The organism is Algoriphagus yeomjeoni (assembly GCF_003259505.1).
Taxonomy (GTDB): Bacteria; Bacteroidota; Bacteroidia; order Cytophagales; family Cyclobacteriaceae; genus Algoriphagus; species Algoriphagus yeomjeoni.
The window spans coordinates 195,142-221,603 of sequence record NZ_QLLK01000006.1 but is presented as its reverse complement, the minus strand read 5'-3'; the positions used below and the strand labels follow the sequence as shown (position 1 = coordinate 221,603).

At 40.2% G+C, this 26,462-nt stretch carries 20 protein-coding genes and 1 tRNA gene; 12 read left to right on the top strand and 9 right to left on the bottom strand.

Annotation, left to right across the window (positions count from 1 at the left end; translation table 11 throughout):
* Positions 1-225 precede the first annotated feature (225 nt).
* The gene (gene fahA, locus LV83_RS12075) at positions 226-1,494 is read right to left on the bottom strand and encodes a fumarylacetoacetase (RefSeq protein ID WP_211320480.1); all 1,269 of its coding nucleotides are present in this window, start codon (positions 1,492-1,494) and stop codon (positions 226-228) included.
* Between the two features lie 236 nt (positions 1,495-1,730).
* Between fahA and LV83_RS12070 the strand changes: the two genes are divergently transcribed.
* Together LV83_RS12070 and LV83_RS12065 are read left to right on the top strand one after the other, a co-directional pair.
* Entirely contained in the window at positions 1,731-3,620 is a 1,890-nt protein-coding gene (locus LV83_RS12070; RefSeq protein WP_111611783.1) for a CocE/NonD family hydrolase, read from the top strand.
* Positions 3,621-3,742: 122 nt separating this feature from the next.
* Positions 3,743-4,720 carry an NAD(P)-dependent alcohol dehydrogenase gene (locus LV83_RS12065; protein ID WP_111611782.1) on the top strand — a complete coding sequence of 326 codons (978 nt, stop codon included), beginning with the start codon at positions 3,743-3,745 and terminating at the stop codon, positions 4,718-4,720.
* 342 nt (positions 4,721-5,062) lie between these two features.
* Here the strand turns inward: LV83_RS12065 and LV83_RS12060 are convergent, their stop codons facing one another.
* Positions 5,063-5,968: a mechanosensitive ion channel family protein gene (locus LV83_RS12060; RefSeq protein WP_111611781.1), complete on the bottom strand. Its 906-nt coding sequence runs from the start codon at positions 5,966-5,968 to the stop codon at positions 5,063-5,065.
* A 453-nt stretch (positions 5,969-6,421) separates the two neighbouring features.
* Here LV83_RS12060 and LV83_RS12055 point away from each other — a divergent pair, with 453 nt between their 5' ends.
* The 7 genes from LV83_RS12055 (at position 6,422) to LV83_RS12025 (ending at position 13,061) form a co-directional block, all read left to right on the top strand.
* Positions 6,422-7,003, top strand: a complete 582-nt coding sequence (locus LV83_RS12055; RefSeq protein WP_111611780.1) for a Crp/Fnr family transcriptional regulator — start codon at positions 6,422-6,424, stop codon at positions 7,001-7,003.
* 63 nt (positions 7,004-7,066) lie between these two features.
* Positions 7,067-7,429 (top strand): DUF4260 domain-containing protein, encoded by a 363-nt coding sequence (locus LV83_RS12050; protein WP_111611779.1) that lies wholly within the window; start codon positions 7,067-7,069, stop codon positions 7,427-7,429.
* Positions 7,430-7,545: 116 nt separating this feature from the next.
* Positions 7,546-8,046 carry a GreA/GreB family elongation factor gene (locus LV83_RS12045; protein WP_111611778.1) on the top strand — a complete coding sequence of 167 codons (501 nt, stop codon included), beginning with the start codon at positions 7,546-7,548 and terminating at the stop codon, positions 8,044-8,046.
* Between the two features lie 171 nt (positions 8,047-8,217).
* Positions 8,218-9,363 carry an ATP-binding protein gene (locus tag LV83_RS12040; protein WP_111611911.1) on the top strand — a complete coding sequence of 382 codons (1,146 nt, stop codon included), beginning with the start codon at positions 8,218-8,220 and terminating at the stop codon, positions 9,361-9,363.
* Positions 9,364-9,566: 203 nt separating this feature from the next.
* Entirely contained in the window at positions 9,567-12,200 is a 2,634-nt protein-coding gene (locus tag LV83_RS12035) for a valine--tRNA ligase (RefSeq protein WP_111611777.1), read from the top strand.
* 137 nt (positions 12,201-12,337) lie between these two features.
* Positions 12,338-12,757 (top strand): nucleotidyltransferase substrate binding protein, encoded by a 420-nt coding sequence (locus LV83_RS12030; RefSeq protein WP_111611776.1) that lies wholly within the window; start codon positions 12,338-12,340, stop codon positions 12,755-12,757.
* Positions 12,732-13,061, top strand: coding sequence for a nucleotidyltransferase domain-containing protein (locus LV83_RS12025; protein WP_111611775.1), 330 nt, complete (start codon positions 12,732-12,734; stop codon positions 13,059-13,061). The genes LV83_RS12030 and LV83_RS12025 overlap by 26 nt, the downstream gene beginning before the upstream one ends.
* Before the next feature lie 259 nt (positions 13,062-13,320).
* Here the strand turns inward: LV83_RS12025 and LV83_RS12020 are convergent, their stop codons facing one another.
* A complete protein-coding gene (locus LV83_RS12020; RefSeq protein ID WP_111611774.1) occupies positions 13,321-15,855 on the bottom strand; it encodes a phosphoenolpyruvate carboxylase in 2,535 nt (844 codons plus the stop codon).
* A gap of 265 nt (positions 15,856-16,120) precedes the next feature.
* Here LV83_RS12020 and LV83_RS12015 point away from each other — a divergent pair, with 265 nt between their 5' ends.
* The gene (locus LV83_RS12015) at positions 16,121-17,260 is read left to right on the top strand and encodes a lactonase family protein (protein ID WP_158530560.1); all 1,140 of its coding nucleotides are present in this window, start codon (positions 16,121-16,123) and stop codon (positions 17,258-17,260) included.
* Here LV83_RS12015 and LV83_RS12010 read toward each other — a convergent pair.
* Positions 17,257-18,339, bottom strand: a complete 1,083-nt coding sequence (locus LV83_RS12010; RefSeq protein WP_111611772.1) for an o-succinylbenzoate synthase — start codon at positions 18,337-18,339, stop codon at positions 17,257-17,259. The two genes, LV83_RS12015 and LV83_RS12010, sit on opposite strands and share 4 nt — an antisense overlap.
* Positions 18,340-18,498: 159 nt before the next feature.
* Between LV83_RS12010 and LV83_RS12005 the strand changes: the two genes are divergently transcribed.
* Positions 18,499-19,710, top strand: a complete 1,212-nt coding sequence (locus LV83_RS12005; protein ID WP_111611771.1) for an S-adenosylmethionine:tRNA ribosyltransferase-isomerase — start codon at positions 18,499-18,501, stop codon at positions 19,708-19,710.
* 57 nt (positions 19,711-19,767) lie between these two features.
* On the opposite strand, the gene LV83_RS12000 is transcribed toward LV83_RS12005, so the two are convergent.
* Positions 19,768-20,022 carry a hypothetical protein gene (locus LV83_RS12000; protein WP_111611770.1) on the bottom strand — a complete coding sequence of 85 codons (255 nt, stop codon included), beginning with the start codon at positions 20,020-20,022 and terminating at the stop codon, positions 19,768-19,770.
* A gap of 380 nt (positions 20,023-20,402) precedes the next feature.
* Between LV83_RS12000 and LV83_RS11995 the strand changes: the two genes are divergently transcribed.
* Positions 20,403-20,491 (top strand) — tRNA-Ser (locus LV83_RS11995).
* Positions 20,492-20,835: 344 nt separating this feature from the next.
* On the opposite strand, the gene LV83_RS11990 is transcribed toward LV83_RS11995, so the two are convergent.
* From LV83_RS11990 to LV83_RS11975, 4 genes are all read right to left on the bottom strand, one after another.
* Positions 20,836-22,227 carry an FAD-binding oxidoreductase gene (locus LV83_RS11990; protein ID WP_111611769.1) on the bottom strand — a complete coding sequence of 464 codons (1,392 nt, stop codon included), beginning with the start codon at positions 22,225-22,227 and terminating at the stop codon, positions 20,836-20,838.
* Positions 22,228-22,255: 28 nt separating this feature from the next.
* Positions 22,256-22,636, bottom strand: coding sequence for a group I truncated hemoglobin (locus LV83_RS11985; RefSeq protein ID WP_111611768.1), 381 nt, complete (start codon positions 22,634-22,636; stop codon positions 22,256-22,258).
* Positions 22,637-22,760: 124 nt separating this feature from the next.
* A complete protein-coding gene (locus LV83_RS11980; RefSeq protein ID WP_111611767.1) occupies positions 22,761-23,855 on the bottom strand; it encodes a nickel-binding protein in 1,095 nt (364 codons plus the stop codon).
* A 178-nt stretch (positions 23,856-24,033) separates the two neighbouring features.
* Positions 24,034-26,205 carry a glycoside hydrolase family 31 protein gene (locus LV83_RS11975; protein ID WP_111611910.1) on the bottom strand — a complete coding sequence of 724 codons (2,172 nt, stop codon included), beginning with the start codon at positions 26,203-26,205 and terminating at the stop codon, positions 24,034-24,036.
* Positions 26,206-26,462: the final 257 nt, after the last annotated feature.

Genomic DNA, 26,462 nt, shown 5'->3' with positions numbered 1-26,462 from the left:
AAAAAATTGAGACAGTCTTGAAATCTAAAATCTCGATTTGTCACCTTAAATGACCTAAAACTATCGAGAACCAACTTGCTCTATTCAACTACAATCAGATTTAATCATCTGAATTTCAATTGATTAGTCAATTTAAGAATTTGAAGAAAAAATGGGTAGGAATTGGGCACAAAAAAAACCCTGACTTGCACTAAATCAGGGTTTTATATTAGTATTATTTGCAAATCACTTCGCGGGTAGCACTTTAGTTTTCACTTCACCAAAGCCAACCCGAACTCCATCCTTCTCAGCAAATCCTTTCATAATTACCGTGTCACCATTTTCAATGAACTTTCGCTCAGTACCTGAATCAAGCTTTACGGTATTTTGTCCATTCCAAGAAAGCTCAAGCATAGATCCAAAGGAATCCTCAGTTTTACCCGAGATCGTCCCGGAAGCCATCATGTCGCCTACATTGATATTACAACCATTGACTGTCTGATGCGCTAATTGTTGAGCCACATTCCAGTACATATTTTTGAAATTGGCAGTAGAGACTTTGCTACTTTTCTCATCTTCTGGCTGGATATAAGCCTCCAACTGTATATCAAAACTATGTGGTTTATTACATTTCAGATAGTCCAAAACTTCTGGTTCCTGAACGGGACTTTCTACTTTGAACTGTTCCAAAGCTTCTAAAGTCACCACCCAGGTGGAGATAGAAGAAGCAAAGCTTTTTCCTAAAAATGGACCTAAAGGCACATATTCCCATGCCTGAATATCCCGCGCAGACCAATCGTTGAAAAGCACAAACCCAAAAATATAATCCTCCGCGTCAGCTGTAGACACTGAATCGCCAAGCTTGGTAGATTTACCGGTAATAAATGCAAGTTCCAGTTCAAAATCCAACTTTTTACTTGGACCAAATACCGGAGCACCTGTCTCAGGATCTTTGGTTTGACCTTTTGGACGGATCACTGGCGATCCAGATGGAATAATTGACGAAGCACGACCATGATACCCCACGGGAAGATGCTTCCAGTTAGGTAAAAGCGCATTTTCTGGATCACGAAACATTTTGCCAACGTTGGTGGCATGCTCCATACTACTATAGAAATCCGTATAATCTCCAATCTTCACAGGCAACAGCATAGTCGCCTCCTTACGATTTAGCATTACTTTACCGCGGGCTGAATGATCTCTTAGCTTTTCATTATCTGCCAAAAGCAGTTCCTGAACACGCTCTCTGATTTTTTTAGTGATTACTTTTCCCAATCCTATCAATTCATTCAGAGATTCGCTTAAGAAAATCCCTTCAGGTAAAAACATGTCTGAAAAGAATCCCTCTTGATCCAGAATGCTTAAGTCAACAATCTTGTCGCCTATTGCTATCCCGATGCGAGGACTAAGCTTTTTGTTTTTAAAAACTCCAAAAGGGAGATTGTAAATTGTAAAATCAGAATTTTTCGCTACTTCCACCCAGGTATTCAGGGCGTTGCTAGGGCTGTCGCTCATTGGTAAAAATTGTTAGGACTGCAAATTTAGACTTTATGTATGAAATGAAAAGGGCTAAAGCTGAACTAGCTAAATTTCATGATCCTTGCTTTCTCATAAGTCACTGGCTAATTGACTGTTGGCATAAAACAGCTAAATTTCAATTAATTCCGATCTACGAATTCAACCAATTATCATTTTATGTACCGCAAAAATGATCACTTTGTTAACTTTGAATATATCAGAATCTCTAATTCATGAAAAAACTAAATCACCTATTCCTGACACTAGTATTGGTCTTTGCCACCACTTTGGCTTTTGCGCAGGAAAAAAGCATTATCGATCAGCTCGATGAGGTTGCCATAGTAGATCAAAAAGTCATGATGCCTATGCGGGATGGCGTGCGACTGGCCACAGATATTTACCGTCCCAAAGGCGAGGGTAAATACCCCATCGTATTTTCCAGGACTCCCTATAATTTCAATACTTGGGGAAATGGAGAATTGAATACACGCACCATGCAAACAGCCCTCTCTTGGGTGGAAAAAGGCTACGCATACGTAGTACAGAATGAGCGTGGACGATACTTTTCCGAAGGAGATTGGGATATTCTTGGTGTTCCCTTGACTGATGGAAATGATGCATTTGAGTGGATGTCCAAGCAAGCATGGAGCAATGGCAAAGTGGGACTTCTAGGTTGCTCTTCTACTGCGGAATGGCAAATGGCCGTGGCTTCACTGGATCATCCAGCTTTGGCGGCACTGGTACCACAGGGATACGGAGCAGGAGTTGGCCGGGTAGGTGAATTTAATGAGCAAGGCAACTGGTACCGTGGCGGTGCTGGACAGATGCTTTTTACCAATTGGCTTTATAGCGTACAGCATGATCCAATGGCACCAAAATTACCAAAAGACATCAGTCAAAAAGACTTGCTAAGACTCCAGCGCTTTTATGATATGTCCCCGGAGTATCCGAGAATTGATTCCAAAGAGGCATTGGCACACCTTCCCATTCAGGACATCATCAGAAATCAGAATGGGCCGATGGGCATCTACGAAGAAATGATCACCCGTAAGCCAAACGACCCAAAGTGGTTTGAAGGAGGATTGTATCACGATGACATGCCATTTGACAAGCCAAGTTTCTGGTTTGTGTCTTGGTTTGATGTATCAGCCGGGCCAAATATTGCACTCTTCAATCATGCAAGAGAAAATGCCGTATCGGAAATGGCTAGAGAAAATCAGTACTTGGTGATCGCTCCAGTACTTCACTGTTCCTATACCAGAGCCTCCGAAAACACAATGGTGGGTGATCTGAATGTAGGAGATGCCCGATTGAATTACGATGAGATTATTACAGCTTGGTTTGATGTTTGGCTAAAAGGTGAAAAATCAGAAGTCATGGAGGAAATGCCACGCGTACAGTATTATACCATGGGAGCCAATAAATGGCAAACATCAGACGTTTGGCCACCAGCTGAAGCAGTCATGACTACTATGTATTTGGACTCTGAAGGACAAGCAAATACGCTTAATGGAAATGGAAAACTAACTCCTAAAAAGCCTAAAAAAGACAATCCTGATACCTTCAAATACGACCCAATGAATCCTGTGACTTCCTACGGAGGCAATGTTTGCTGTACTGGAAATGCAATTGATGGAAGCGGAGGTTCCAAAGATCAGTCTGAGATGGAGAAGCGTGATGATATACTTGTTTATACTTCTGATGTTTTGGAAGAAGGAATTGAAGTTTCGGGATTCATAGAGTCCTACTTATACCTCTCTTCAGATGCCAAGGACACTGACGTTACTATCAAACTAATCGATGTATATCCAGACGGCAAAGCTTATAATCTGGATGAAACTATCCAGCGGGTTCGCTACCGTGAAGGCTACGACAAGGAAGTTTGGATGGAAGACGGGAAAGTCTACGAAATCAAAATGACTCCAATGAGCACTTCCAACTACTTCGATAAAGGTCATAGAATCCGCATCGAAGTGAGCAGCTCAAACTTCCCACGCTTCGATAGAAACATGAATACCGGTGGAAATACGTATGATGAAACAGAAGGGGTAATCGCTACAAACTCAATCCATCATGGGGCAAAGAGTCTGAGTAGAATTGTGTTACCGATAGTGAAGAAGTAATTTTATCACAATTGAAAGTTAAAAGGAAGCCGAAATGCTTCCTTTTTTTATTTTTTGACTTTAAGAAACTGTAGAAACTAAAGAATAGCTATTTTCAACCAGATCATTGAAAAACAAAACTGATGAAAGCTATATTTTTTGAGAAGTACGGAAAACCAGAGAAAGTGCTCTCATTGAAAGAAGTAGCCATGCCTATTCCTGAGGATTATGAGGTTTTAATTAAAATCCATGCTACTGCTATCAATGATTATGATTGGAGTATGGTTAGGGGCAAGCCTTATTTGTATAGACTGATGTTTGGGCTTTTCAAACCTAAGAATCCAATTGCAGGGATGGAATTGTCAGGTGTTATTGAAGGCATTGGGTCAAAAGTAGGCAAGCTGAAAGTTGGGGATTCAGTCTATGGCGATATATCGCAGTTTGGGTTCGGGACATTTGCGGAGTATGTAAGTATTCATGAAGATGCGGTAGTTATCAAACCTGATGAATTAAGTTTTGAAAAGGCAGCTGCTATTCCACACGCTTCTACCCTAGCACTCCAAGCACTTCGGCATATAGGAGAAATAAAGAAAGGACAAAAAGTACTCATCAACGGAGGCGGAGGCGGCGTGGGAACTATCGGGCTTCAACTGGCCAAACTCAGCCACTGTCATGTAACCGGTGTGGACTCAGGCGAAAAGTTAGTGATGATGAAATCGCTCGGCTACGATGAAGTGATCGATTACAAAAAGACAGATTTTACAAAAACTGGAGAAAAGTATGATCTAATTTTGGATTGCAAAACCAATAAATCCCCATTTGCATACCTGCGAGCCATGAAGCCAACTGGAATCTACGTGACCATTGGAGGTAATATTGGGAGCCTATTATCAATACTTTTTTGGGGCAAAATCTTATCCTTATTCACTAAAAAAAGCCTTCAAATTCTTAGCCTAAAACCAAACGAAGGCTTAGATGAAATAGCCCAGCTGGTCATCCAAAATAAAGTTACTCCTGAAATAGACGGGCCATATCCACTTGAAGATACAGCCAGACTAATCCATTATTTTGGCGAAGGAAAACATAAGGGGAAGATTGTGATCAGGGTGAGTGGGCAATAAATTCTCAAAGTCTGAATAAGCCAGTTAATTTTAAAGCTGTGCCCTCCGCGTTATCCTCCGCGACCTTTGCGATAAAAAAACACTATTTTCACTAAAACTATGACAGCCCTCGAACAAAAGATATCCACCTACTTTGGCGTCATGCGAGAGGATAGTTTACAATCAGTAAACTCCCGATTTCACCTAGAAACACCGAAAAAAGGACGACTACTTTTTGAAATTCGGTAAACCTTCTAACAAACTTAGATTTATCAAATCAGGACTGATGAGAGTGTATAAGCAGACTAATAGTAAAGAAGTAACCCAATAGATTTCTACTCCTTATTTTCCAATTAATAATTCCTAATCCTCCCTAGCTGCCATCTGCAATTTATTTTTCCCAAAATCCAAGGTGCGAATTGGGAAAGGAATATTGATTCCTTCTGCATCGAATTTTTTCTTGATAAGCATAATTGCTTTGTGCTGAGCAGCTAACTTTGGTTTTGGCTTGATGCTATTGATCCAAAATCGAGTCACAAAATTGATAGAACTATCCCCAAATTCCGTGAAGAAAAAATCTATTTCCTCATTTTCTACTATCGGGAAATTTTCTTTGATCAACTCGAGAACCATTTTTTCAACTTTTTCCAAATCGTCTTCATAACCAACCCCACAGCTTACTTCTACCCGTGACCTATCAGTCAGCGAGTAATTTGTAAAAGGATTATCAATAAAAATAGAATTGGGAATGATTACATATTCATTATTGGTTTGCCTAATTGCAACATTTCTAAGGCTGATTTCGGTCACGTAACCTTGCATACCATTGGTTTCAATAAAGTCACCAAGTCTGATCTTTGGCTGAAATGAAAGCATAAGGCCAGAAAACGTATTGCTCAAAGTGCCCTGTAAAGCGAGACCGATAGCTAAACCAACGACACCAGCACTCGCAAGAATCGTAGTAAGAACGGTATCCAACTGCATCACGCCTAGCGCAACAAAGAATCCAATCAAGATTATAATAGCGAAGACCAGCTTACTTACCATTTGCCTTATCGCTTCGTCAGATATCCTTTTGTAGATAACCTTTTTACCAAGACTTCGGACGCCTTTTGCTATAAAATAAAAAATGACCATGACCAAAATCGCAACGGCAAAATTGGGCAATTTTAAAATGATGGCATCAAACCACCCGTCTAGCTTGGTCCAAAGATCACTTATCGCATCATTGACTGAAAACTTTTCTTCTATTCCTTGTGCGTCTTGCATAATTGGTTTTTTGAGGTAAATCTCTAAGACAATTCAGTACCTATTCTAAAAGCATCAAGATTAAAATAACACCTGCCATAAAAAAAATGTTTACAATTGAACATCTTCATACTAAAAAGCAGAGTTTGAAATTGGCTAATTACTATCGTTAAAACCCTAATAGCAAAGTCAGATAAGCTCTTTAAAATAAAATACTTGTAAGACAAATCCAAATCATGTAGCTGGTGACACTTCTTGATCTCAAAACATTGAATTGCATTTCTGAACGTATAATGAAGTGTAGATGCAGCTATCGGAATTATATCAGTACCTTCTGCTCACAAACTGCCCTTTAGGTTTTGAGCCAGCTTATAGAGCACCATAGAAACTCTAAAGCTTCGCGCATCCCGCATCAATGGGACTCAGCGACTTTTGCAGTTAATTATATCCATTTATACTATTTTCACTTTCGAAATGACAGAACTCGAACAAAATATAAAAAGCTATTTTGGCGTGATGCCCGAGGATAGTTTGCAAGTAGTAAGCTCACACTTTCATCTTGAAACACTAAAAAAGGGTGACTGCTTTTTGAAAACAGGAAAGCCTTGTAACAAACTTAGTTTTATAAAATCAGGACTGTTGAGAGTGTATAAGCAGACTGAAAGTAAAGAAGTAACGCAATGGATTTCTACTCAAGGTTATTTTGTCACTGATCTTTCGAGTTTACTTTTTCAAAGTCCGGCTCGTTGGACTATTGAAGCATTGACGGATGCAGAGCTTTACACCATCAGCAGAGAAGATTACAAGTCCATTGGAACTGTGGTTCCCAATTGGCATGAACTCGAAAAGTTGTTTATTGCCAAATGCTTTACCATTTTAGAGGACAGGATTTTCACTCATTTATCCATGACTGCCGAAGAACGCTATGCCCATTTCTTTGAGCATAATAAAGAGCTATTTAATCAGGTTCCGCTCCAATACATCGCATCCATGCTCGGGATGACCCCTGAGACATTCAGCAGAATTAGAAATAAACAAGTCCGTTCAACTTCTTGATATTTATCAAGAGTGATCTCCCTGCTACTTCCCAATTTTGCCTCAACTCTAAATCATTGAACAATGAGGTACTTACTAAAATTGGAAGAAGCAGGACTATTCCTACTCAGCATTTACATATTCACCACTTTAAATTTGGCCTGGTGGTGGTTTCCAGCACTATTGCTTCTACCAGATATCGGAATGATCGGCTATTTGTTTAGTCCTAAGATTGGAGCAATTACTTATAATCTCTTCCATCACCGATTAATTGCTGTCTGTGCTGGTTTATATGGATTGGCTTTTGAAAGTAAATATTTGATGCTTGCTGGGATCATACTTTTCGCCCACATTTCATTTGACAGATTAATGGGCTATGGTTTGAAATACAATGATAGTTTTGACCACACCCATCTAGGAATGATTGGAAAAGCCAAGAATAATTGAAAATCTGTAAAAGATAGTCTAATCTCCCGGCCTTTATCCTCATCCTACTTATCGCCTTTTCATGAAACTTAATTGTTGTATTAGTCCTTATCAAAGTTGGATCAACAAATACAGGTATGAGCAGAGGATTTGTAAAAGAAGATGATCAGGAAGAAACACCACTAGTTCCACCAAGAGCTGAGGTACCGAATGGAGTGACCAATTATGTCACCCAAAATGGAATGAATGAATTGCTGGCAGAAAAGCAGTGCCTTTTAGATGAGAAGGCTTCTATTGATGCATCGACAGAACAAGAAAAACGCATTGCTTCAAATTTCATCAATGCGAAAATTCATTTGCTCGAAGAACGGATTGCGATTGCCAAAATCGTGAATTTAAGCGACCAACCTCAAGATGAAATTCGCTTCGGAGCGACAGTCACGTTGAAAATCGGAAATAGCCCAAAAACTCAAACCTATCAGATCGTGGGAGTGGATGAGGCTGATATCGCAAAAAACAAAATCTCATTTATTTCCCCTATTGCAAAGATTCTGATCGGCAAAAAAGTTGGCGATAAAGCAATTTTAAAGTTGGCCAAAGAGGACAGAGTTTTTGAGGTAATGGAGATTTGCTATTGAACAGTCAAAAGCAGAATGTGACTCACAATCTATTCAGATCAAAGTTCTTAATTTGGGAGAGTCAAGTTCTCCCCTAAAAAAGCAAACACATAACTTTCTCTTTTTCAATAAATTATTTCACATGAATTCATTTTTGTGTATTTTTGGAATCAAATTCCTAATTTGCACAAAATGGATTACTTCGATCGACATATAAAATCCAAAGCTTTAAATCTGCTTAGCAAATTCCCGTTGCTAGCTGTTACAGGTCCGCGTCAATCCGGGAAAACTACTTTTGCCAGAAAATTGAAACCTGACTTCACCTATGTCAATCTGGAACTTCCAGAAGCACGGAATTTCGCTAAAACCGATCCCCTGGCTTTTCTCAGATCTTACCAAAACGGTGTAATTCTAGATGAGGTGCAATGGGTTCCAGAACTCTTCTCCTACTTGCAAGTACTGACAGATGAAAGAAATATAGTTGGGGAATACATTTTGACTGGTTCTCAAAATTTTCTACTATCTAATCAAATCACTCAGTCCTTAGCTGGTCGGGTTGCAATTTTGAACTTGCTGCCATTTTCTAAGCAGGAATTAACCGATCACATCACCATTCCTTCGTGGGAAGATCTTGTCGTAAACGGTGGATATCCCAGGAAATATCAGTTTGATATCGCTCCAAACGACTATTATCCCAATTACATCCAAACTTACATCGAGCGTGATGTGAGGCAGATTTTGAATGTGATGGATTTAGGTAATTTTCAAAAATTCCTGCAGTTATTAGCTGGTCGAGCTGGTCAGCTTTTTAATCAAAGCAACTTCTCCAACGAATTGGGAATTGATCAGAAAACTGTGAATTCCTGGCTTTCTGTATTAGAAACATCCTTTATCGCATTCAGACTTCCATCCTATTACCGCAATTTCAACAAGCGAATTCTGAAATCTTCCAAAGTGTATTTCTACGACACAGGAGTTTTATGTAGTCTGTTGGGGATTAAGCGCGCAGAAGATTTGAATGTCCATTTCGCAAGAGGTCCTTTATTCGAGAACCTAGTGATTTTAGAATTGATGAAAAAAGAATTGAATTCAGGTGAAGTCCCAGCTCTTTACTATTGGCGCGACAACCACCAAAACGAAGTAGATCTTTTGCAAGAAAAAGACGGAAAGCTGACTGCGATAGAAATAAAATCTTCGGAAACCTTCCATACAGATTTCTTAAAAGGTTTGAAATACTTTCAAAAAATCGCTCCTGAAAGCCTCGCAAAACTCATATATGCTGGAAGCCTAAGTCAGGAACGAGAAGGTATTCAGATTAGTAACTTTTCAGAGCTTTAAGTAACTAAGCCCGATTGACTCGCTTTTGCAGGAGTAGAACAACAATGATTACTACAAACGTAAAGCGCAATTTTAAGTGAAATCATGAACCGCGCCCTCAGCGAAACCTCCGTGAACTCCGTGGTTAAAAAAAGGAATCATCAATTCATGCCTCCGAAATAGGCTTTTTTCCTATTTTTGCCCCTCTAAATAATCATCCGAATATGTCTATTGCCAGCAAATACGATCCAGCAGCTACCGAAGCCAAGTGGTATGCCTACTGGATGGAGCACAAGCTTTTTTCATCGAAAGTAGATCCAAACAAGGAACCTTATGTGATCACCATGCCGCCACCAAACGTCACGGGCGTCCTCCACATGGGGCATATGCTGAACAATACCATTCAGGATGTATTAATCCGTCGCGCCAGAATGCAAGGCAAAAATGCGCTTTGGGTTCCCGGAACAGATCATGCTTCGATCGCGACTGAAACCAAAGTAGTAAACCTGCTGAAAGAGCAAGGAATAGATAAAAAATCGCTCACCCGAGAGAAATTCCTAGAGCATGCCTGGGAATGGAAGGAAAAATACGGAGGAATTATTTTGGATCAGTTGAAAAAACTGGGGGCTTCCTGTGACTGGGATCGTACAGCTTTTACAATGGATGCAGGTTTGAGCGATGCCGTGATTTCTGTTTTTGTGGATTTGCATAAAAAAGGTAAAATCTACCGCGGTATCCGCATGGTCAACTGGGATCCGAAAGGAAAGACTGCACTTTCTGATGACGAGGTGATCACGAAGGAAATTGCTTCGAAGCTCTATTATGTAAAGTATCAAATCGAAGGTTCCAAGGATAAATTTTTGACCATCGCCACCACGCGTCCTGAGACGATCATGGCGGATTCTGCGATCTGTATCAATCCAAATGACCCGAGATTTACGCATCTCAAAGGCAAAAAAGCTATCGTCCCTCTGATCAACAAAGCCATACCAATCATCGAAGATGAGTACGTGGATATGGAGTTTGGTACAGGCTGTTTGAAAGTAACTCCAGCGCACGATATCAATGACTACGAACTTGGTCTAAAGCATAAATTAGACGTGATCGACATCTTAAATGATGACGGAACTTTGAATGAAAAAGCGCAGATTCTGGTGGGCGAAGACCGCTTTGTCGCTAGAAAAATGATCGCCAAGAAACTGAAGGAAGTAGATCAACTGGATAAAATCGAAGACTACAAATCCAATGTAGGTCACTCCGAACGAACCGATGCGGTAGTCGAGCCAAAGCTTTCCTTGCAGTGGTTTCTGAAAATGGACGAGATCACCAGGCCTGCTCAGAAGGCTGTGATGGAAGACATCATCCAATTGTATCCGCCAAAGTTCAAGAACATGTACCGTGCTTGGATGGACAACGTTCGCGATTGGTGCATTTCCCGTCAACTGTGGTGGGGACATAGAATTCCAGCCTATCATCTTCCAAACGGTGAATTTGTAGTGGCTAAAACTGCTGAGGAAGCCCTGCAGCTTGCGAATGAACAATTTGAAGGCACGTTTACTTTAGCTGATTTACAGCAAGACGAGGATGTATTGGATACTTGGTTTAGCTCTTGGCTTTGGCCTATTTCGGTTTTTGATCCTGAGGTTTTCACTACTGGAAAGCCAAATGAGGAATTGAAATATTACTACCCAACTAATGACTTGGTGACTGCTCCGGAGATCCTATTCTTCTGGGTGGCGAGAATGATCATTGCTGGCTACGAATACATGGGCGAGAAACCTTTTAAAAACGTGTATCTCACAGGTATCGTCCGTGATAAATTGGGTAGGAAAATGTCTAAATCCCTGGGCAACTCACCTGATCCTTTGGACTTGATCGCCCAAAATGGCGCTGACGGTGTCCGTACAGGAATGCTTTTCTCCTCTCCTGCCGGAAATGATTTACCATACGACGATAAGTTAGTGGAGCAAGGGAGAAACTTCGCCAATAAAATCTGGAATGCCTTCCGACTGGTAAAAGGCTGGGAAATCGATCCAAGTTTGGATGGTTCTGCAAATGCTTCAAGCATTGAGTGGTTTGAAAATCGCTTCAATCAGGCATTGGTAGAAATCAATGAGCATTATGAGAAAATTAGAATTTCTGATGCCTTGATGACCACTTACAAGTTGGTATGGGGTGACTTCTGCTCTTGGTACCTGGAGATGATCAAGCCGGAATACCAGCATCCTATCGATCAGGAAACTTACGATAAGACAATTGCTCTTTTCGAAGATATCCTGAAGATTTTGCATCCATTTATGCCGTTTATCTCAGAGGAACTTTGGCACCAAATCAACCAAAGATCCGTGGAAGAATCTTTGATCTTGGCTTCTTGGCCTACGGAAAAAGGATTTGACAGCAAGATCATCGAAGAAGCAAATCAGGTGTTTGAGGTAGTTTCTCAAGTGAGAAACCTACGCGCTTCTAAAGGAATGTCACCTAAAGAAACGTTGGATCTAACTATCAATGCTAAAAATGAAGCATTATACGGACGATTCTCAGCTGTCTTAAATAAGCTGGCGAATCTATCTTCACTGAACTTTGGTGAAAAGGTAGAAAATGCGATCAGCTTTGTGGTGAAGTCTGACGAGTGCTTCATCCCGATGGGAGATTCCATAAACGTGGAGGAGGAAAAAGAGAATATTCAGAAAGAGATCGACTATACGAAAGGCTTCCTGAATTCTGTCATGAAAAAACTCAGCAATGAGCGATTTGTCGCTGGGGCACCTGCACAGGTGATAGAAATGGAGCGCAAGAAACAAGCTGATGCCGAAGCCAAGATTAAGGCTTTGGAAGAGAGTTTGGCGAAGTTGGGGTAAGGTGATAATATTCCCCATAAGGCGCAGAGGACTTCCTGAATAATTAGAAAGTAATTACAAAACCGGAGACTGTTAAAGTCTTCGGTTTTTTTAATGTCCTTTTGGTGAAAGGAAACTTTTTGGGTTAAATTGACGAGATGGAACAAGACACGCGATGGCATCAGCGACTGGAAAATTATTCGAAAGCTCTTGGTCAACTAGAGAAGGCTGTAACTCTATCAAAAGAAAGAGAGTTAAGCGATTTGGAAGAACAGGGACTTATCCAAGCTTTTGAGTTTACTCATGAGCTGTCTTGGAATTTACTTAAAGACTATTTGATTTATCAAGGTAATTCTTCAATAACTGGCTCTCGCGATGCCACAAGAGAAGCCTTTCGTTTAGGATTGATTTCTGATGGAGAGAATTGGATGGAAATGATTAAAAGTCGAAATCAGTCATCCCATACGTACAATGAAGGGATTGCAGAAGAGATTTCATCCAAAATCATAGAAAATTATCATCAACTTTTCAGAAAACTGGAAGAAAAAATGTATGAGCTCAAAGCTAGAAACGAGTAACGATTTCGGACTGTCGGGAGAGACTATCGAAAAAATGCATAATGTATTTCGAAATCATCCCAAAATTCAAAAAGCTATACTCTATGGATCAAGAGCTCTGGGCACCTACCGCCCTAATTCTGATATTGATCTAACCTTGCAAGGAAAGGGTTTATCTTTTTCGGAGCAGCTTCAGATTGACAATGAGCTGGACGATTTGCTTTTGCCCTACCAAATAGACCTCTCTCTTTTTGATCGTATTGATAACAAAGGGCTAATAGAACATATTGAGAGAATAGGAATGGCGTTTTACATGAAAAAATAAAGTCTGTTAACACTTATTTTCCAGACTTTGAAAGTTGCAGACGTTTAATTCTGAATTTTATCTTAATAACTAGAAGTCAAGAAAAGCACGTGAACAGTTATTACTATAACACACAAACCCTTCGAGATTTTGAAAATCTCAAAGATTGAAAAAATAAACCTTGCCCACAGCGTAAACCTCTGTGAACACTGTGGTTAAAATTAAAAAAGCCCAATTGAAATAAAATTCAAAAGGGCTTTTATATTAAAGTGAGTGAAACTTATGCAGCGTTTCTAGCCGCATTGATGATCCCAAACATACTTCTCAAAATCAATTTCTGAAGCACTTCCGTGGTTTTACCGGTTTCTAGGATTTTCTGAATCGCATATTGCTGCACAGTAATGAGTGGCAAAACAATACGTTCACGAATTTCAATTGACTTTTTGATCACTTTATTATCTCCCATCAATTCGTCCATGGAAGACACTTCTTTGAGCTTTTCTATAGATCGTAAGTATTCATCATACATGATCTCCCAGAATTCCCCATAGTTCTCATCCTGCTTCAAATAAGCAGTAGCCGGATAGAAACACTTGGTCAGCGACTGCATCGAATTCCCAAGAAGTGCTCTGAAGAAAAGACTGTTATTATATAGTTCTTTCAAATCACCCAGCTTCCCTTTCTTTTCCAATACTTCAACTGCAGCTCCTACCCCATAGAAACCAGGAATATTCTGCTTCATTTGCGCCCATGAACCTACGAAAGGAATAGCACGAAGGTCTTCAAATTTCAAACCTTCGCCCTTGCCTCTTTTTAATGGTCTGGAGCCAATATTGGTCATTCCGAAATACTTTAGCGGAGTCACATACTCTAGGTATGGAACGAACTTCGGATGACTCTTGAATTTTTTATAGGACTCATAAGCCTCGCCAGCTAACTCGTCGATCAAAGCACGCTGTTCTGTATTTAGATTCTTGTCAGCACCACCATATAAGTGATTTTCCAGCCCTGCACTGAGCAATTGCTCAAAGTTATAGGTACAAGAAGCTTGCTTGCCGTAGTTCGCAGAAATCGTCTGACCTTGGATCGTAACCTGAATCTCAGAGTTCTCCACCTTCTCACCTAGGGAAGCATAGAAATTATGCATATTTCCACCACCTCGTGCAGGAGGTCCACCTCTACCGTCGAAAAACACAACTTCGATTCCATTCTCTCTAGATACTCTGGTCATCTCCTCTTTTGCTCTCAAAATGGACCAGTTAGCCTGAAGATATCCACCATCCTTAGTCCCGTCAGAGAAGCCAAGCATGATTGTCTGTTTATTACCTCTGAATGCCAAATGCTTTTTATACTCAGGCATGTTATAAAGACTGCTCATGATTCCCGGCGCTTCCGCCAAATCATCAATCGTCTCAAATAATGGCACAATATCCAATGGCATATTTTCCTTGTCTTTGCCCAGACACAATTGATTCAGTTTAAAAACTTCCAGCAAATGCTTACGAGATTGACAATTGGAGATAATGTATCGGTTCATGATCTCCTCTCCGCTTTCCTGCTGGATAGAATCAATTACCCCCATAGACTCCAGCATCTCCCGATTAAACGGATCTTGGAATGAAGCAATTTCAGGAAGCTCGGTTAGGCTCATAATATGAGCAATCTGCTCATCTTCAGTTCCCTTAAGTTCTTTGCCCTGCAGTTGGAAAATCTCTTCAATCAAAGTGTCATGCTTACGGCTATCCTGACGCATATCCATGCAAGCAAAGTGGAATCCAAAAATTTTAACTTTAAGAATAAACTGATCCAATTCTGCAAGGAACAACCCTTCATGGTATTTGATCAAACCTTCCCGGGCAGACAGCAAATCTGCCAGCAACTGATCTTTGGTTTGATAAACCGGATTATTCTCAAACAACGTGGAGTAAAGACCACGCTCAATGTTGATTAATATCTCTTCTACATGCTTAAAGGTCAACCTTCTACGAACCTTCCGCACGTCTTTGTAATAACACTTTAGCACCCACTTTTTCAAGCGTGCCGCCACTTGTTTTGTGATGGTATGCGTGACAAATGGATTGCCATCACGGTCTCCTCCTGGCCAAAAACCGACTTTGAGCAAGCCTGGGTTTTCCCAATCGTGAAGTGGGATATCCAAGGATCCGAGTAAGCGAACCATGATGTCCGAAATGCTCTCGTAGAATATGTTTTCAAGGAACCAGATCAAGCTAACTGCTTCATCGTAAGGGGTAGGTTTTTCGCGCTTGGTAAATCCTGTTTTCCCTAATTGCTGCAAAAGTGAATTTATTTTACCGAGATCATCGGTGCGGATAGCATTTTCCAGATCGGTGATGATCGCTAGGACATTACCAGGATAAAATTGTGTAGGGTGAGCCGTCAGCGTGAGCCTAACCGAGAATGTCTTCAACTTTTCAATTAGCTCTGTCCGCTTATTGTCATTATCCGTACGGTCTATCAAAGCTTTGACCGTTCCTTTTCCTTTTAGGTCATGGATTTTCTCATACGCAGCATCCTCAATCGAGTCAAACAAAACGACTTGTCGCTCCACATACTGAATCATCTGGAAAAGCAAGTCGGATTGCTGCTCAGGTGTAGATTCTGGCATCAATTCATCGAAAAACCCTGCAATAATTTCCTTGGGAGTCAATCCCTTTTGGAAACCATCCTGACATGCTGTGCCTAAAATCGGAAGTAAAGTTCCGGTGCGGTAGATGTCATTGAAGGGAAGATCTAAAAACAAACTGTTGTAAATGGTGAAGCGCTTGGCTACTTGGGTATCATAGGTTTTATACATTATACATCTTCCGTTTTAATGGTTAAGCAAATTAGTAAAAATTCTAAAAACTGAAATAACTATTAACTATTCATTAATAAATAATCTCATTTTCTTCCTTTTTTTCAAATAAACAAGTGTTTTTACACCAATATTATAATTTCAGGAGTTGAGATAATTCAATACCTTTCTATTCTGAAATCGAACATGAGTCTTAAGTTACAAATTGGAATAATTATTTACTATACACGATTTGCTGTGACCAATGATAAGAAGTTTTAAACACATGAATAAAAACCTTTTCCTTGCGGGAATCTTAGCTGCAACTTTTGCCTGCTCTCCAGAAAAATCAACAGAAATGAACACCACTCCTACTACTTATACTTTTTTGGTTGGCACATATACTGATGAAGAGACTCAGGGACTCAATCAACTTGATTTTACTCCTTCGGAAAATAAATTAGAAATCAGAACAATCTATCCAGGGATTCAAAATCCTTCCTTTGTACTGGCAAATTCATCAGGTGATAAAGTCTACACTTTAGAAGAAATAAGCAACGTTCCTGGCGGAAACATTATCAGTTTGGATCGTTCTATTCAAACAGATAAACTTACCAAATTGAGTGAGTTACCAAGTTTTGGAGACCATCCCTGCTATCTAGCTCTTTCTCCCGAAGAAGACTATCTAACAGTAGCCAATTACAGTGGCGGAAGTTTAAGTGCTTATAAAATCAGTGAAAACGCAGCGCTCACCCATCTGCAGACAATACAGCACAAAGGAAGCAGTGTCAATAAAGGAAGGCAAAGCTCTCCTCATGTACACAGCACAGTTTTTAGCCCAGATGGCAAGTACCTTCTAGTGGCAGACCTAGGAACTGATGAGGTATACGTTTATGATTTTGATGCAAATTCTCCCAAGCCTTTGACTTTAAACAACACCTATAAAGTAACTCCTGGGGATGGGCCTAGGCACTTGGTATTTTCTGCAGATGGCAAAGAAATCATGTTGGTCCAAGAGATGGCGGCAGCCTTGGAAATCTTAAGTTTTGATGAAGGAAACATCAGCCCAAAGCAAAGAATCTCTTTACTATCAGAAGGTTTTACTGGTGGTGTTGGAGCTGCAGAGGTTCGGCTTTCTCCTGACGGAAAAAACATTTATGTCTCAAACCGAGGGGATGCAAATACAATCTCAGTGATCAGCAAAAATACTTCAGGAGAATATGAATTCACTCAGCAGATTTCTTCCGGAGGGATCATGCCAAGAAATTTCAATCTCACTTCTGATGGGAAATATCTTCTCGCTGCACATCAAGCAAGTGATGACATCATTGTTTTTGAAAGAGATGTCGAAACTGGAATGCTCACGCAGACAGATTGGAAAGTAAGCGTCCATAGCCCTGTTTATCTATTCAGACTTGAAGACTAGGAAGGTTGTTCCCAAGGAATCTGTGAACTGTAGTGTATCTGACCTTCTTTGATTTCCAGGGGGGAATCAAGATTATTCTGGTATAATTTGCCAGTGCCCAAACCTTGGGGAATTGATGCATCCAACTCGTCCGCAAGCTGGGAGATAGCATTTAGGCCGATGTTACTTTCTAGTGCTGATGTCATCCACCAGCCAATATTACGGTCCTCAGCGTGGGATATCCATTCTTTGGTTTCTAGAATTCCACCAAGCAAAGTTGGTTTTAAGATGATATGCTGAGGCTGAATTGCATCTAGGAGTCCAGCCTTATTTTTCACACCAATCAGTTCCTCATCTAGGGCGATAGGCAGCGGAGTTGCTTCGCAAAGTTGTTTCATTGTATCCCAATTTCCAGCTGAGATTGGTTGCTCAATGCTATGCAAGTCATAATTGGCCAATTCCTTTAGTTTTGACAATGCATCTGTTGCTGAAAATGCTCCATTTGCATCTACGCGTAGGGTTATCTGATTTTTTGAAAAGCGCTCTCTGATATAAGAAAGCAGATCCAATTCCTGCTGAAAATCAATAGCTCCAATTTTCATTTTGATGCAATCAAATCCTTGCTCAAGCTTTTCCTTGATTTGATCCAGCATAAAGTCTTTCTTTCCCATCCAGATCAACCCGTTGATTGGGATGGCCTTTTTCCCTTTATGAAAATCCTTTCCAAGAATCTTCTTTTTCCCACCATTCTTCAGATCAAGAATCGCAGTTTCCAACCCAAAACGAATACTTGGAAGGTCGAAAGGAATAAGGTTAGCTAGTTGATCTAAAATACTCAAATCATCCTTCTTCCAGCTCACCTGAGAGATTTGTTTTAATGTCGATTGGAGCACTTCCTCAAAGTCCGGTCTATCATCTAAACTTAAGTTCACTAAGGGTGCAGCTTCACCCCAGCCTACAACTTGTGGGGTATTTACGTGAAAAGCTTTGATCCAAAAAACATTCTTTGTCTTCAAAACACCTCTTGAAGTTCCTGCGTCGAATTTAAACACAAGAGTTCTTTTCAGGTATTCAAAGGAAATTTTGGAGGACTCAGACATGGTTTTGTAGATGATTTGGAAGGTACGTGAAATGCTCTATCGAGAACCTTTCTCAATCAAGGGGTTTTTATTTAGGGCATTCCATCTGACCTTTGAAAAACAAAATATACACAGATGAATTGACTTGGCTTATATTTGCGGGCCGAAGAACACCTAGTTATGCAGATCCCAGAAATTGATTTAAAAGCTTACGAATATACGTTACCTGAGGAAAAGATCGCAAAATTCCCTTTGTCCAGACGAGACTCTTCGAAACTTTTGCACTACAGAAATGGGCAGATTTCCCACTTGAATTTTAGTAATCTTCCGGAGTTGCTTCCCGCAGAAACACTTCTAGTTTACAATGACACCAAAGTTATCCCTGCGCGATTGATTTTTCAGCGGGAAACGGGAGCAAAAATTGAAATTTTCCTTCTGCAACCACTTGCACCAACAACAGTAATTCCAGAGATTATGCTTGCTAAGCATCCGGTGATCTGGGAAACGATGATCGGGAATGCTAAAAAGTGGAAGGATAACGAAGTGCTAAAAGGTCAAATCCCTTTTGAAGGCGGAACTATAACCTTGCAAGCCAAACTAATCGACAGAGAAACTCGCCAAGTTGAGTTTTCGTGGGATAAAGCTGAAGTAGCATTTGTAGATGTGGTAGAGGCTAGCGGCGAAGTACCTCTTCCACCTTATTTGAATAGAAAGCCTATAGAGGAAGACAAATCTAGATATCAGACAGTTTATTCTGAAAAAGAAGGTGCTGTGGCTGCTCCAACAGCTGGGCTACATTTCACGCCGGAGATTTTCTTGCAACTAAAGTCGAAAGGAATCAAGGAGGCTCAAGTAACGCTACATGTGAGTGCAGGCACGTTTCAACCTATTAAAGCAACACAAGTCACCGAGCACCCGATGCATAGCGAGCAAATCCATGTAAATAGGAAAACCATAGAAATGGTCCTAAGTCAGCTAGGAAGTGTGGTGACAGTAGGAACCACCTCAGTCCGCACGCTGGAAAGCTTGTATTGGTATGGAGTGAAATTGATTGAAGGCAAAGGTGAAGAACTAAAAATCCAGAAGCTTTTTCCTTATGAAAATAGGGATAGTTTGCCTTCGCCTCAAAAGTCCTTCGAAGCTATTCTTGCTTTAATGGAAGAAAAAGGTTTTCAAACTATAATGGGTAGCACAGAGATATTCATTTTCCCCGGATACAAATTCAAGATTGTCAAAGGACTAATTACCAATTTCCATCAGCCTGGCTCTACCCTTATCCTACTCATTGCAACTATACTAGGAAATGAGTGGAAGCGAGTATACACTGAAGCTTTAGCTAATAATTATAGATTCCTTAGCTATGGTGATAGTAGCTTGCTTTGGATAGATTAAGTCAGTCAACACAAAAATTTTCTAGCTATTTACCCGGTATAGATCAAAATGTAATCATTAAGCCATTTGCAAACTGAATTCTGAAAATTCAGAATAGTCAATTTCTTTTACCATTAGAATCATCGCATTTGCAAATTCCTGCTTACAGGAAAGAACTTCATACGCATAAAATAAATCTTCGGTGATGGTGATTTCTAATGAACCAAAAAATCGATTTAGCTCATCCTGAGAATTTGAACGAACAGATACACATCCGTTTTTCGATTCACTTTTCTCAATAATGAAATTTGCAGAAGCTGTTTGGATTATCATGTAGTTGGCTTTTTAATGATAAACAAAGCTAGCCTAGAGAAATATTAAATCAATACCCTATGCAGGGTATTTTTCAGTTTTGGCGGAAGTAATTGTCAAATTATTTTATTTGATATTCAGACCATTAGGCGAAAAGAATTAATCATTGAAATCCTATCCGTTAATGGCTTGTTAAATTCTGATCAATTGACTTATATTTGCATCGATTTACAAGATGGAGCTGGGAGAGGAATCGACCAAAGTTCCAAAATTTCATTGAACGAATGATTTTGTAAATCAACAAATAAGCCAAGTAAAATATCTAGAGAGTTGGGTGAGTGCTTATCCCGATAGTTATCGGGACAGCAGTTTGATAATTCTAATCTAGAAAAAATACATTTAGAGAGTTGGGTGAGTGGCTTAAACCAGCAGTTTGCTAAACTGTCGTACGTGTCAAAGCGTACCGGGGGTTCGAATCCCCCACTCTCTACTACTACAAACCCTAACTATCTGAAATATTGATAGTTAGGGTTTTGTTTTTAGATTCAGTAGCGAGTTGGATTATATTTTGGTTTTAGTGAAATCCATTTGAACTCTTTGTTTTTTCAGAATTCCAAGGGTTTTCAAATTATCAACATAAATGTTATCCCGCCCCATCAATGTAGTCGCAATGTGCATGGTACAGGGTAGAATTTACTGCACCTCCTACCTGGCTCAAGTCTAAATTTTTCCGCTGGAAGACTTGTAAAGGCCTTGTACTGCCCTCCTATCCTTCTTCCCTAATTCCTTCGGGATATGCCCATAAACTGGAAAACAGAATTTATTAAGGTATTTTTATATAGCAGGTTTAATATTCTGATTTACTCTAAACAAGTTTTCAGGATCGTATTGCCTCTTGATTTTTGAAAGCCGGGCATAGTTGTCTTTATAGCTTGTTTTTACCCGCTCCTCTCCTTCATCCATGATAAAATTCAAGTAAGCTCCACCTGAAGAATAAGGGTGAAGTGCATTCCAGTAATCTTTGCACCAAGTAGTAATTTTTTCAGCATTGGCAGGATCGGGATCTACGCCAACTATTACCCCTGCATATTTGGCATCTCTGTAAGCCCATGGTGTTGCATCCTTGGCAACGCGGCCTGCCGCACCACTAATGGGGTACATGTGCATTTGGGATAGCGGAGTTGGTATTTTTGAGCCGAACTCCAAGTGTTTTTCACTGGCTTCTGCACTCAAATCATCAAAAAAATCTGCTCTCCAGTACCACTGTAGCCCCGGGGGTAACAACCCGTCAAATAGGGTTTGTATTGCAGGATAAGGCATTGAGCCCACATGAGCAAATATTGGATTGAGATCCATTATTGGCTTGAATACTTCTTCCGCTTTTTTCTCATCTCCTAGGTAACACCACACTATACCACAAAATTGTTTGTGATGCAGTGCTTCAGGGAATGGAGGTCCAGGTATTATCATGGTAGCAATAAATCCATTCAATTCGTCTGGGGCATCCTGAATGAATTTGTTGTACCATGCCATAATCTCCTGAGTTTTCTCTATTGGCCACAGAGTGGGTCCACCATATACATTCGTGATTGAATGCGCCTGGAAGGTAAAGGAAGTTACTATTCCAAAATTCCCCCCACCTCCCCGGATGGCCCAAAACAGATCTGTATTTTCATTTGCATTGACCGTAACAAACGAACCGTCGGCTAGCACCATTTCTGCCTCCAAAAGATTATCAATGGTGAGCCCGTACTTTCTAGATAAATAGCCAACTCCTCCTCCTAGTGTCAACCCACCTACTCCTGTAGTAGATATAATTCCAGCAGGCACTGCCAATCCAAATGGATGCGTAGCGTGATCTACTTCACCCCAAAGGTTTCCACCTCCAACTTTCACAGTTTTATTCTTTTGGTTCACCAAAACGAATTTGATACCAGAAAGATCTATCACCAAACCCTCCTCACATAGTCCCAACCCTCCACCATTATGTCCTCCGCCCCGGACTGCAACCAATAAATTATTGTCTCTACCAAAATTTACAGCATGCATGACATCCGCAACATCCACACATTTTACAATCATTCCTGGATGTTTATCTATCATGCCATTATAAACTTTGCGGGCATCATCGTAAGCCTTGTCGGCAGGCAATAGTATTGTTCCCCTCAGCTGAGTTGCCAATTTTTCAATAAGAGCAACATCCAGATCTTTTATTACGGTTGTCATAATTTCACTTTTAAATGGTTGACACTAACTATTTACCCACAATCGAATCTTTTAATGAACTTAATATGGCCTGTACATTGACCTGCGATTGTTCATCTATGTTATGTTTGTTTAAAACATACATAATATCGTCCACCGTGTGTTGGTATTCTGCTGAAGTGATATTCATTTCCTTATGTGCTGTGGGCATATCTCTTCCGGTATAGGTGACCGGTCCACCACTTCCTGCACTAAAAAAATCAACCGTGTGTTTCTTGATGACAGCCAGGCGTTCTGGCTGATCTTTATAAGGTAAAAACCGTGCACTGATTGCAGGGTTATTCATGTGTGCCTCTACCACATCATCCACAATGGCAGTGATGCCAGCAGTACCTCCAAGGTTTTCAAATAGACTTTTGCTAACGCTCATAATAGTTTATTTAAAAGTTATTAATAAACTCAAATGTATAAGCTAGCACTACCAAAGCCTGTCACATTTAATTCAAAGACATGTAATCTTGGTTCAACTGATACTTTACCGGCTAAAAAACGAATTAGGCGTTGGCTGGTAAATATTCAGATGGAGAATGCCCGTATTTTTTATGAAAGCATTTTGAAAAATAAGAAGGACTGGAAAAACCAGTTTCGAAAGCAATTTCTGAAACATTGCCACTATTTTTATTGAGCAAGGCGAGCGCTTTCTTTAAGCGGTAGTCTTTTAAAAAAGTATTGGGTGATTTACCGGTGAGAGTTTTTAATTTTCGGTAAAGCTGGGATTTACTTAGTCCGGCCGGTTTGCTGAAATCATCTACTTTCAAATTGGAATCACTCCAGGATGAATCTATAAAATCCATTAGCTGGGTGATCAGATTTTCTTCCTGAGACTTCAAAATCACGAAGTTCTGAGTATTGTTAAATGCATTTATGTTTTCGCTAAGAGCAAGCTCAGCCACTTCTGCCGAGACAATAATATCACCGGGTATCATTGCACAAATCCGATCTGCCAAATTTATAGTATCCTCAAAAATTGATTTCTTTTCTGTGACTGGCACACCGGCACTCAGCCCAATTTTTGAAGAAAATGAATCAATGTGTAACTCCTGACACGCTGAATTTATTTCCAGAGATGCAGCCACAGCTCTTGATACTGATTCAAAGGAAACAATAAATAGATCTTTAGATTCTCTCACTACTCTGCCATCATTAGCTTTGATAACATGTCGGATTGCTTCGAAATATGCTGTAAATGATTCATCTATCTGATAAAAAGTACTATACCCTGAAAAGGATGGTACTTTCGCAATGACCATGATTGTTCTGAATGCAGGGTCATCAATACTTTCAGAAATGCCTTCTTGATTTTTTTTCGGGTCTTCTATTCTTCCTAAGAATGACTCTACTACTCCTGCATCCACTTCTATGATGCTATGTGGTATCTGACCGTGCGCTTTGTCGTGCATAGCCCTTATTGCCTGTTCATTTGGTGCCTCAACCAGACAAAATGCAGTCTTCCTTTTATCATCAAACCAATAGGTCAACCCTCTACAGCCAAAAGTATCCTGAATTTTCAGGTCTTCTTTGTGCAATTGCGCAACATGTTCTGCTGTAACAGATTCCGAAACATCATGTCTGTCCATGTATATTGGCATAGTAGCAGTATTAACTTTTAACAATGGCTTACATGTAATTTACTTAATTTTGATAGTTATGTAATAACTAATTTATCCTATAGAAAACAGGGAAAGTATAGAGGTAATCCAAAAGCTAACTTTTCTGAAATCCCCAACTTTTCAAAAGAACACCATTTTACTTTAACAGTCCCTATTTCTAATTCGGGTTTGTCATCCAGCTCCAGTTAATATTTCCATAGGAATAATTTCCGTTTTTCAACTCCTCAAAACTACCCTTCAATTGCCCTTCCTGAGTGAGGTTCGATTTGAGTTCTGAAAGTGAATATTCACCACCCTCAAAGTCATAGCTGATCCCATCATCATTGTATAATAAGTAGGTGTTTTCCTTTGAGCCATAAATCCTGACTTCCAGCGATTGATCATTCGAATTCTTATCTACTGAGTTGAGCATAGGAATAATCCCTCCATCTTTCACAAAAAGTGGTATTTCTTCTAGTTTGGTCTGTATGGTAATCGTTTCCCCATTCCCAACATAATCTCCGGTATAGAAATCGAACCACCTTCCTTCAGGAAGAACAATACTACGCTCCTTCTGCCCAGTAAATACAGGTGCTACCAGTATGGAGGGTCCCATCATGTATTGATCGGTAACTTCCAATCTTTTTTGCTCTGCGTATGGGTTTTTCGCATCATCCAACTTACCTCCAGCCATGGTTTCCTGGGCTTCATATCCATTCTCCAACACCATCGCTCTGAAAGGTGGAATACCCTTTTGATTGTACTCATAAAAGGCAGAATAGAGATAGGGTAAAAGCTTCATTCTAAGCTCTATTGTATTTCTAACCATATCTGTTACTTCAGGGAAGCTCCAGGGCTTCTTACCAGATGACCAGGCATTAAGCATCATCAGTGGAGAAAAACTGACTGATTGAAAACGTCGAATCCATTCCTCAGCCGAATCAGCATTTCGGATTTCAGGAGTCCATAAAAGCCCTGCCAGTGAGGAATTAGCCAATGCTGTCACGTAACCCTTGTGATCATAATAATCACTATAAAGCACAAAATTATGACTGCTAGCACCTATATAGGCAGATCTGATCAGACTATAGGTTCGCTGATTTTGCTCCTTAAAATAACGACCAAATATATCCATCATCATCATGCCATAGAGTTGTCTGATTTCTACTGCATCATTTCCTGAAGGAAATGTGGCATGATCGGGCCATAGCCATACATCATAGCCATCCACCTCGTCAAATTTGTACCCGCTCACTCCAATAGCTAAATGATTCTTTTTGTGGTGATTCAACAGCACTTGTTGTGCTTCAGGAATGGTGAAATCAGGAACCTCTCCAAGCCAAACAGTATGACTTCCCGTATAAGGACTGATATCCTTGTACATGGTCGAAACCGGCGCTACATATGGATTCTCCCAGAGATTTACTTTTATCCCTTTTTGATCAAGTGTCCGGACAAAGTTTTCAGGGTTGGGAAAGCGTGTGGTATCCCAATCAAATGAACAAGGATAAGCAAAACTTTGCCAGCCTGGCTCTAGTCCTATTACATCCAAGGGGAAATCATGTTCTTCAAAATCCTCAATTTCCTTCAACACGTCCTGGTCACTGCTTTTGGTATGCATTCGATGCCAAAAACCCAAACCCCATTTTGGAGGGATGACGCCGCCTCCAAAAAACAGGTTATACCGTTGAACAACCTCAAGAGTTGTCTGTCCGGTAAAAACAAATATTTCCATTCCATTTCCTTCTACGCTTGCTTCCACCGCATCGGACAAAGGCCGGGCTGCCCAGTTTTTACCTGTTGTCCGGTCGATGGGTTCAGGTATATTACTGTCCTTTCGATTACCCACTCCTACATGGATTTTTACACGTTTCGAGGAATTAATCAATACCCCGTACCCTTCACTTGAAATATAAAAGGGAACCGGCGCATGCGTGTACCCTTTGATTCCACCGTAATGATCTACTTTGAGTGTATAAGCATTACTTCGTCTGTTTATCCCTTCGAACTCTAAACCTAAGCCATAGATTTGCTCTGATTCATTCAGTGGCAATCGTATACTTGCTCGATCTGGAGTAAGTAGGCTGCGACTGGCATCCTTGGCAAACGGGAAAGGAGAATCGCCCAAGGCTTCGATAGCACCAACCTTCGGAGAATTGGTATAATCCATGGGATTTAACCCCTTTTCACCAAAACTTGCCTTCCAGATGCCCGGCATTACTTTCTCCCATTTTAATTCTTCCATCTCAGAAATCAAGGTGTTCTGCGCGTATCCATGCCTACAGACAAGTATGAGAAGAAATAGCAATACGTTGAACTTTAAAAGACAGGGGCTTGATTTTGGGTCCATGATCATTGTTAATTAGAAACTATATTTTTCAACCTTCTGGCAGATAGTAAGCTACAAGTTAAATAAGAAAATAAGGACACTGACATCATCAGGCAGTTTATGCGATAAAGTGAATATAGAGATCAAATAGCTCCTCTATCAGCCCTTCAAATAACTCCTTGAGTTAAGTGATTCTAGGCAGAAAAAGGAGCTTTGCATCGCATTAAAATTATTTATTTCCGGAATTAGTTTTTCATTTTCCCTCGAATCGGACCTAG

Bases quoted from the DNA above. Each gene is read 5' to 3' on its own strand.
- LV83_RS12035 (WP_111611777.1), top strand. From the start codon at position 9,567: ATGTCTATTGCCAGCAAATACGATCCAGCAGCTACCGAAGCCAAGTGG.
- LV83_RS12050 (WP_111611779.1), top strand. From the start codon at position 7,067: ATGAGGTACTTACTAAAATTGGAAGAAGCAGGACTATTCCTACTCAGC.
- LV83_RS11980 (WP_111611767.1), bottom strand. From the start codon at position 23,855: ATGCCAATATACATGGACAGACATGATGTTTCGGAATCTGTTACAGCA.
- LV83_RS11975 (WP_111611910.1), bottom strand. From the start codon at position 26,205: ATGGACCCAAAATCAAGCCCCTGTCTTTTAAAGTTCAACGTATTGCTA.
- LV83_RS12000 (WP_111611770.1), bottom strand. From the start codon at position 20,022: ATGATAATCCAAACAGCTTCTGCAAATTTCATTATTGAGAAAAGTGAA.
- LV83_RS12060 (WP_111611781.1), bottom strand. From the start codon at position 5,968: ATGCAAGACGCACAAGGAATAGAAGAAAAGTTTTCAGTCAATGATGCG.
- LV83_RS12030 (WP_111611776.1), top strand. From the start codon at position 12,338: ATGGAACAAGACACGCGATGGCATCAGCGACTGGAAAATTATTCGAAA.
- LV83_RS12010 (WP_111611772.1), bottom strand. From the start codon at position 18,339: ATGTCTGAGTCCTCCAAAATTTCCTTTGAATACCTGAAAAGAACTCTT.
- LV83_RS12065 (WP_111611782.1), top strand. From the start codon at position 3,743: ATGAAAGCTATATTTTTTGAGAAGTACGGAAAACCAGAGAAAGTGCTC.
- LV83_RS12055 (WP_111611780.1), top strand. From the start codon at position 6,422: ATGACAGAACTCGAACAAAATATAAAAAGCTATTTTGGCGTGATGCCC.
- LV83_RS12015 (WP_158530560.1), top strand. From the start codon at position 16,121: ATGAATAAAAACCTTTTCCTTGCGGGAATCTTAGCTGCAACTTTTGCC.
- LV83_RS12070 (WP_111611783.1), top strand. From the start codon at position 1,731: ATGAAAAAACTAAATCACCTATTCCTGACACTAGTATTGGTCTTTGCC.
- LV83_RS11985 (WP_111611768.1), bottom strand. From the start codon at position 22,636: ATGAGCGTTAGCAAAAGTCTATTTGAAAACCTTGGAGGTACTGCTGGC.
- LV83_RS12045 (WP_111611778.1), top strand. From the start codon at position 7,546: ATGAGCAGAGGATTTGTAAAAGAAGATGATCAGGAAGAAACACCACTA.
- LV83_RS12005 (WP_111611771.1), top strand. From the start codon at position 18,499: ATGCAGATCCCAGAAATTGATTTAAAAGCTTACGAATATACGTTACCT.
- LV83_RS12040 (WP_111611911.1), top strand. From the start codon at position 8,218: ATGGATTACTTCGATCGACATATAAAATCCAAAGCTTTAAATCTGCTT.
- LV83_RS11990 (WP_111611769.1), bottom strand. From the start codon at position 22,227: ATGACAACCGTAATAAAAGATCTGGATGTTGCTCTTATTGAAAAATTG.
- LV83_RS12020 (WP_111611774.1), bottom strand. From the start codon at position 15,855: ATGTATAAAACCTATGATACCCAAGTAGCCAAGCGCTTCACCATTTAC.
- LV83_RS12025 (WP_111611775.1), top strand. From the start codon at position 12,732: ATGAGCTCAAAGCTAGAAACGAGTAACGATTTCGGACTGTCGGGAGAG.
- fahA (WP_211320480.1), bottom strand. From the start codon at position 1,494: ATGAGCGACAGCCCTAGCAACGCCCTGAATACCTGGGTGGAAGTAGCG.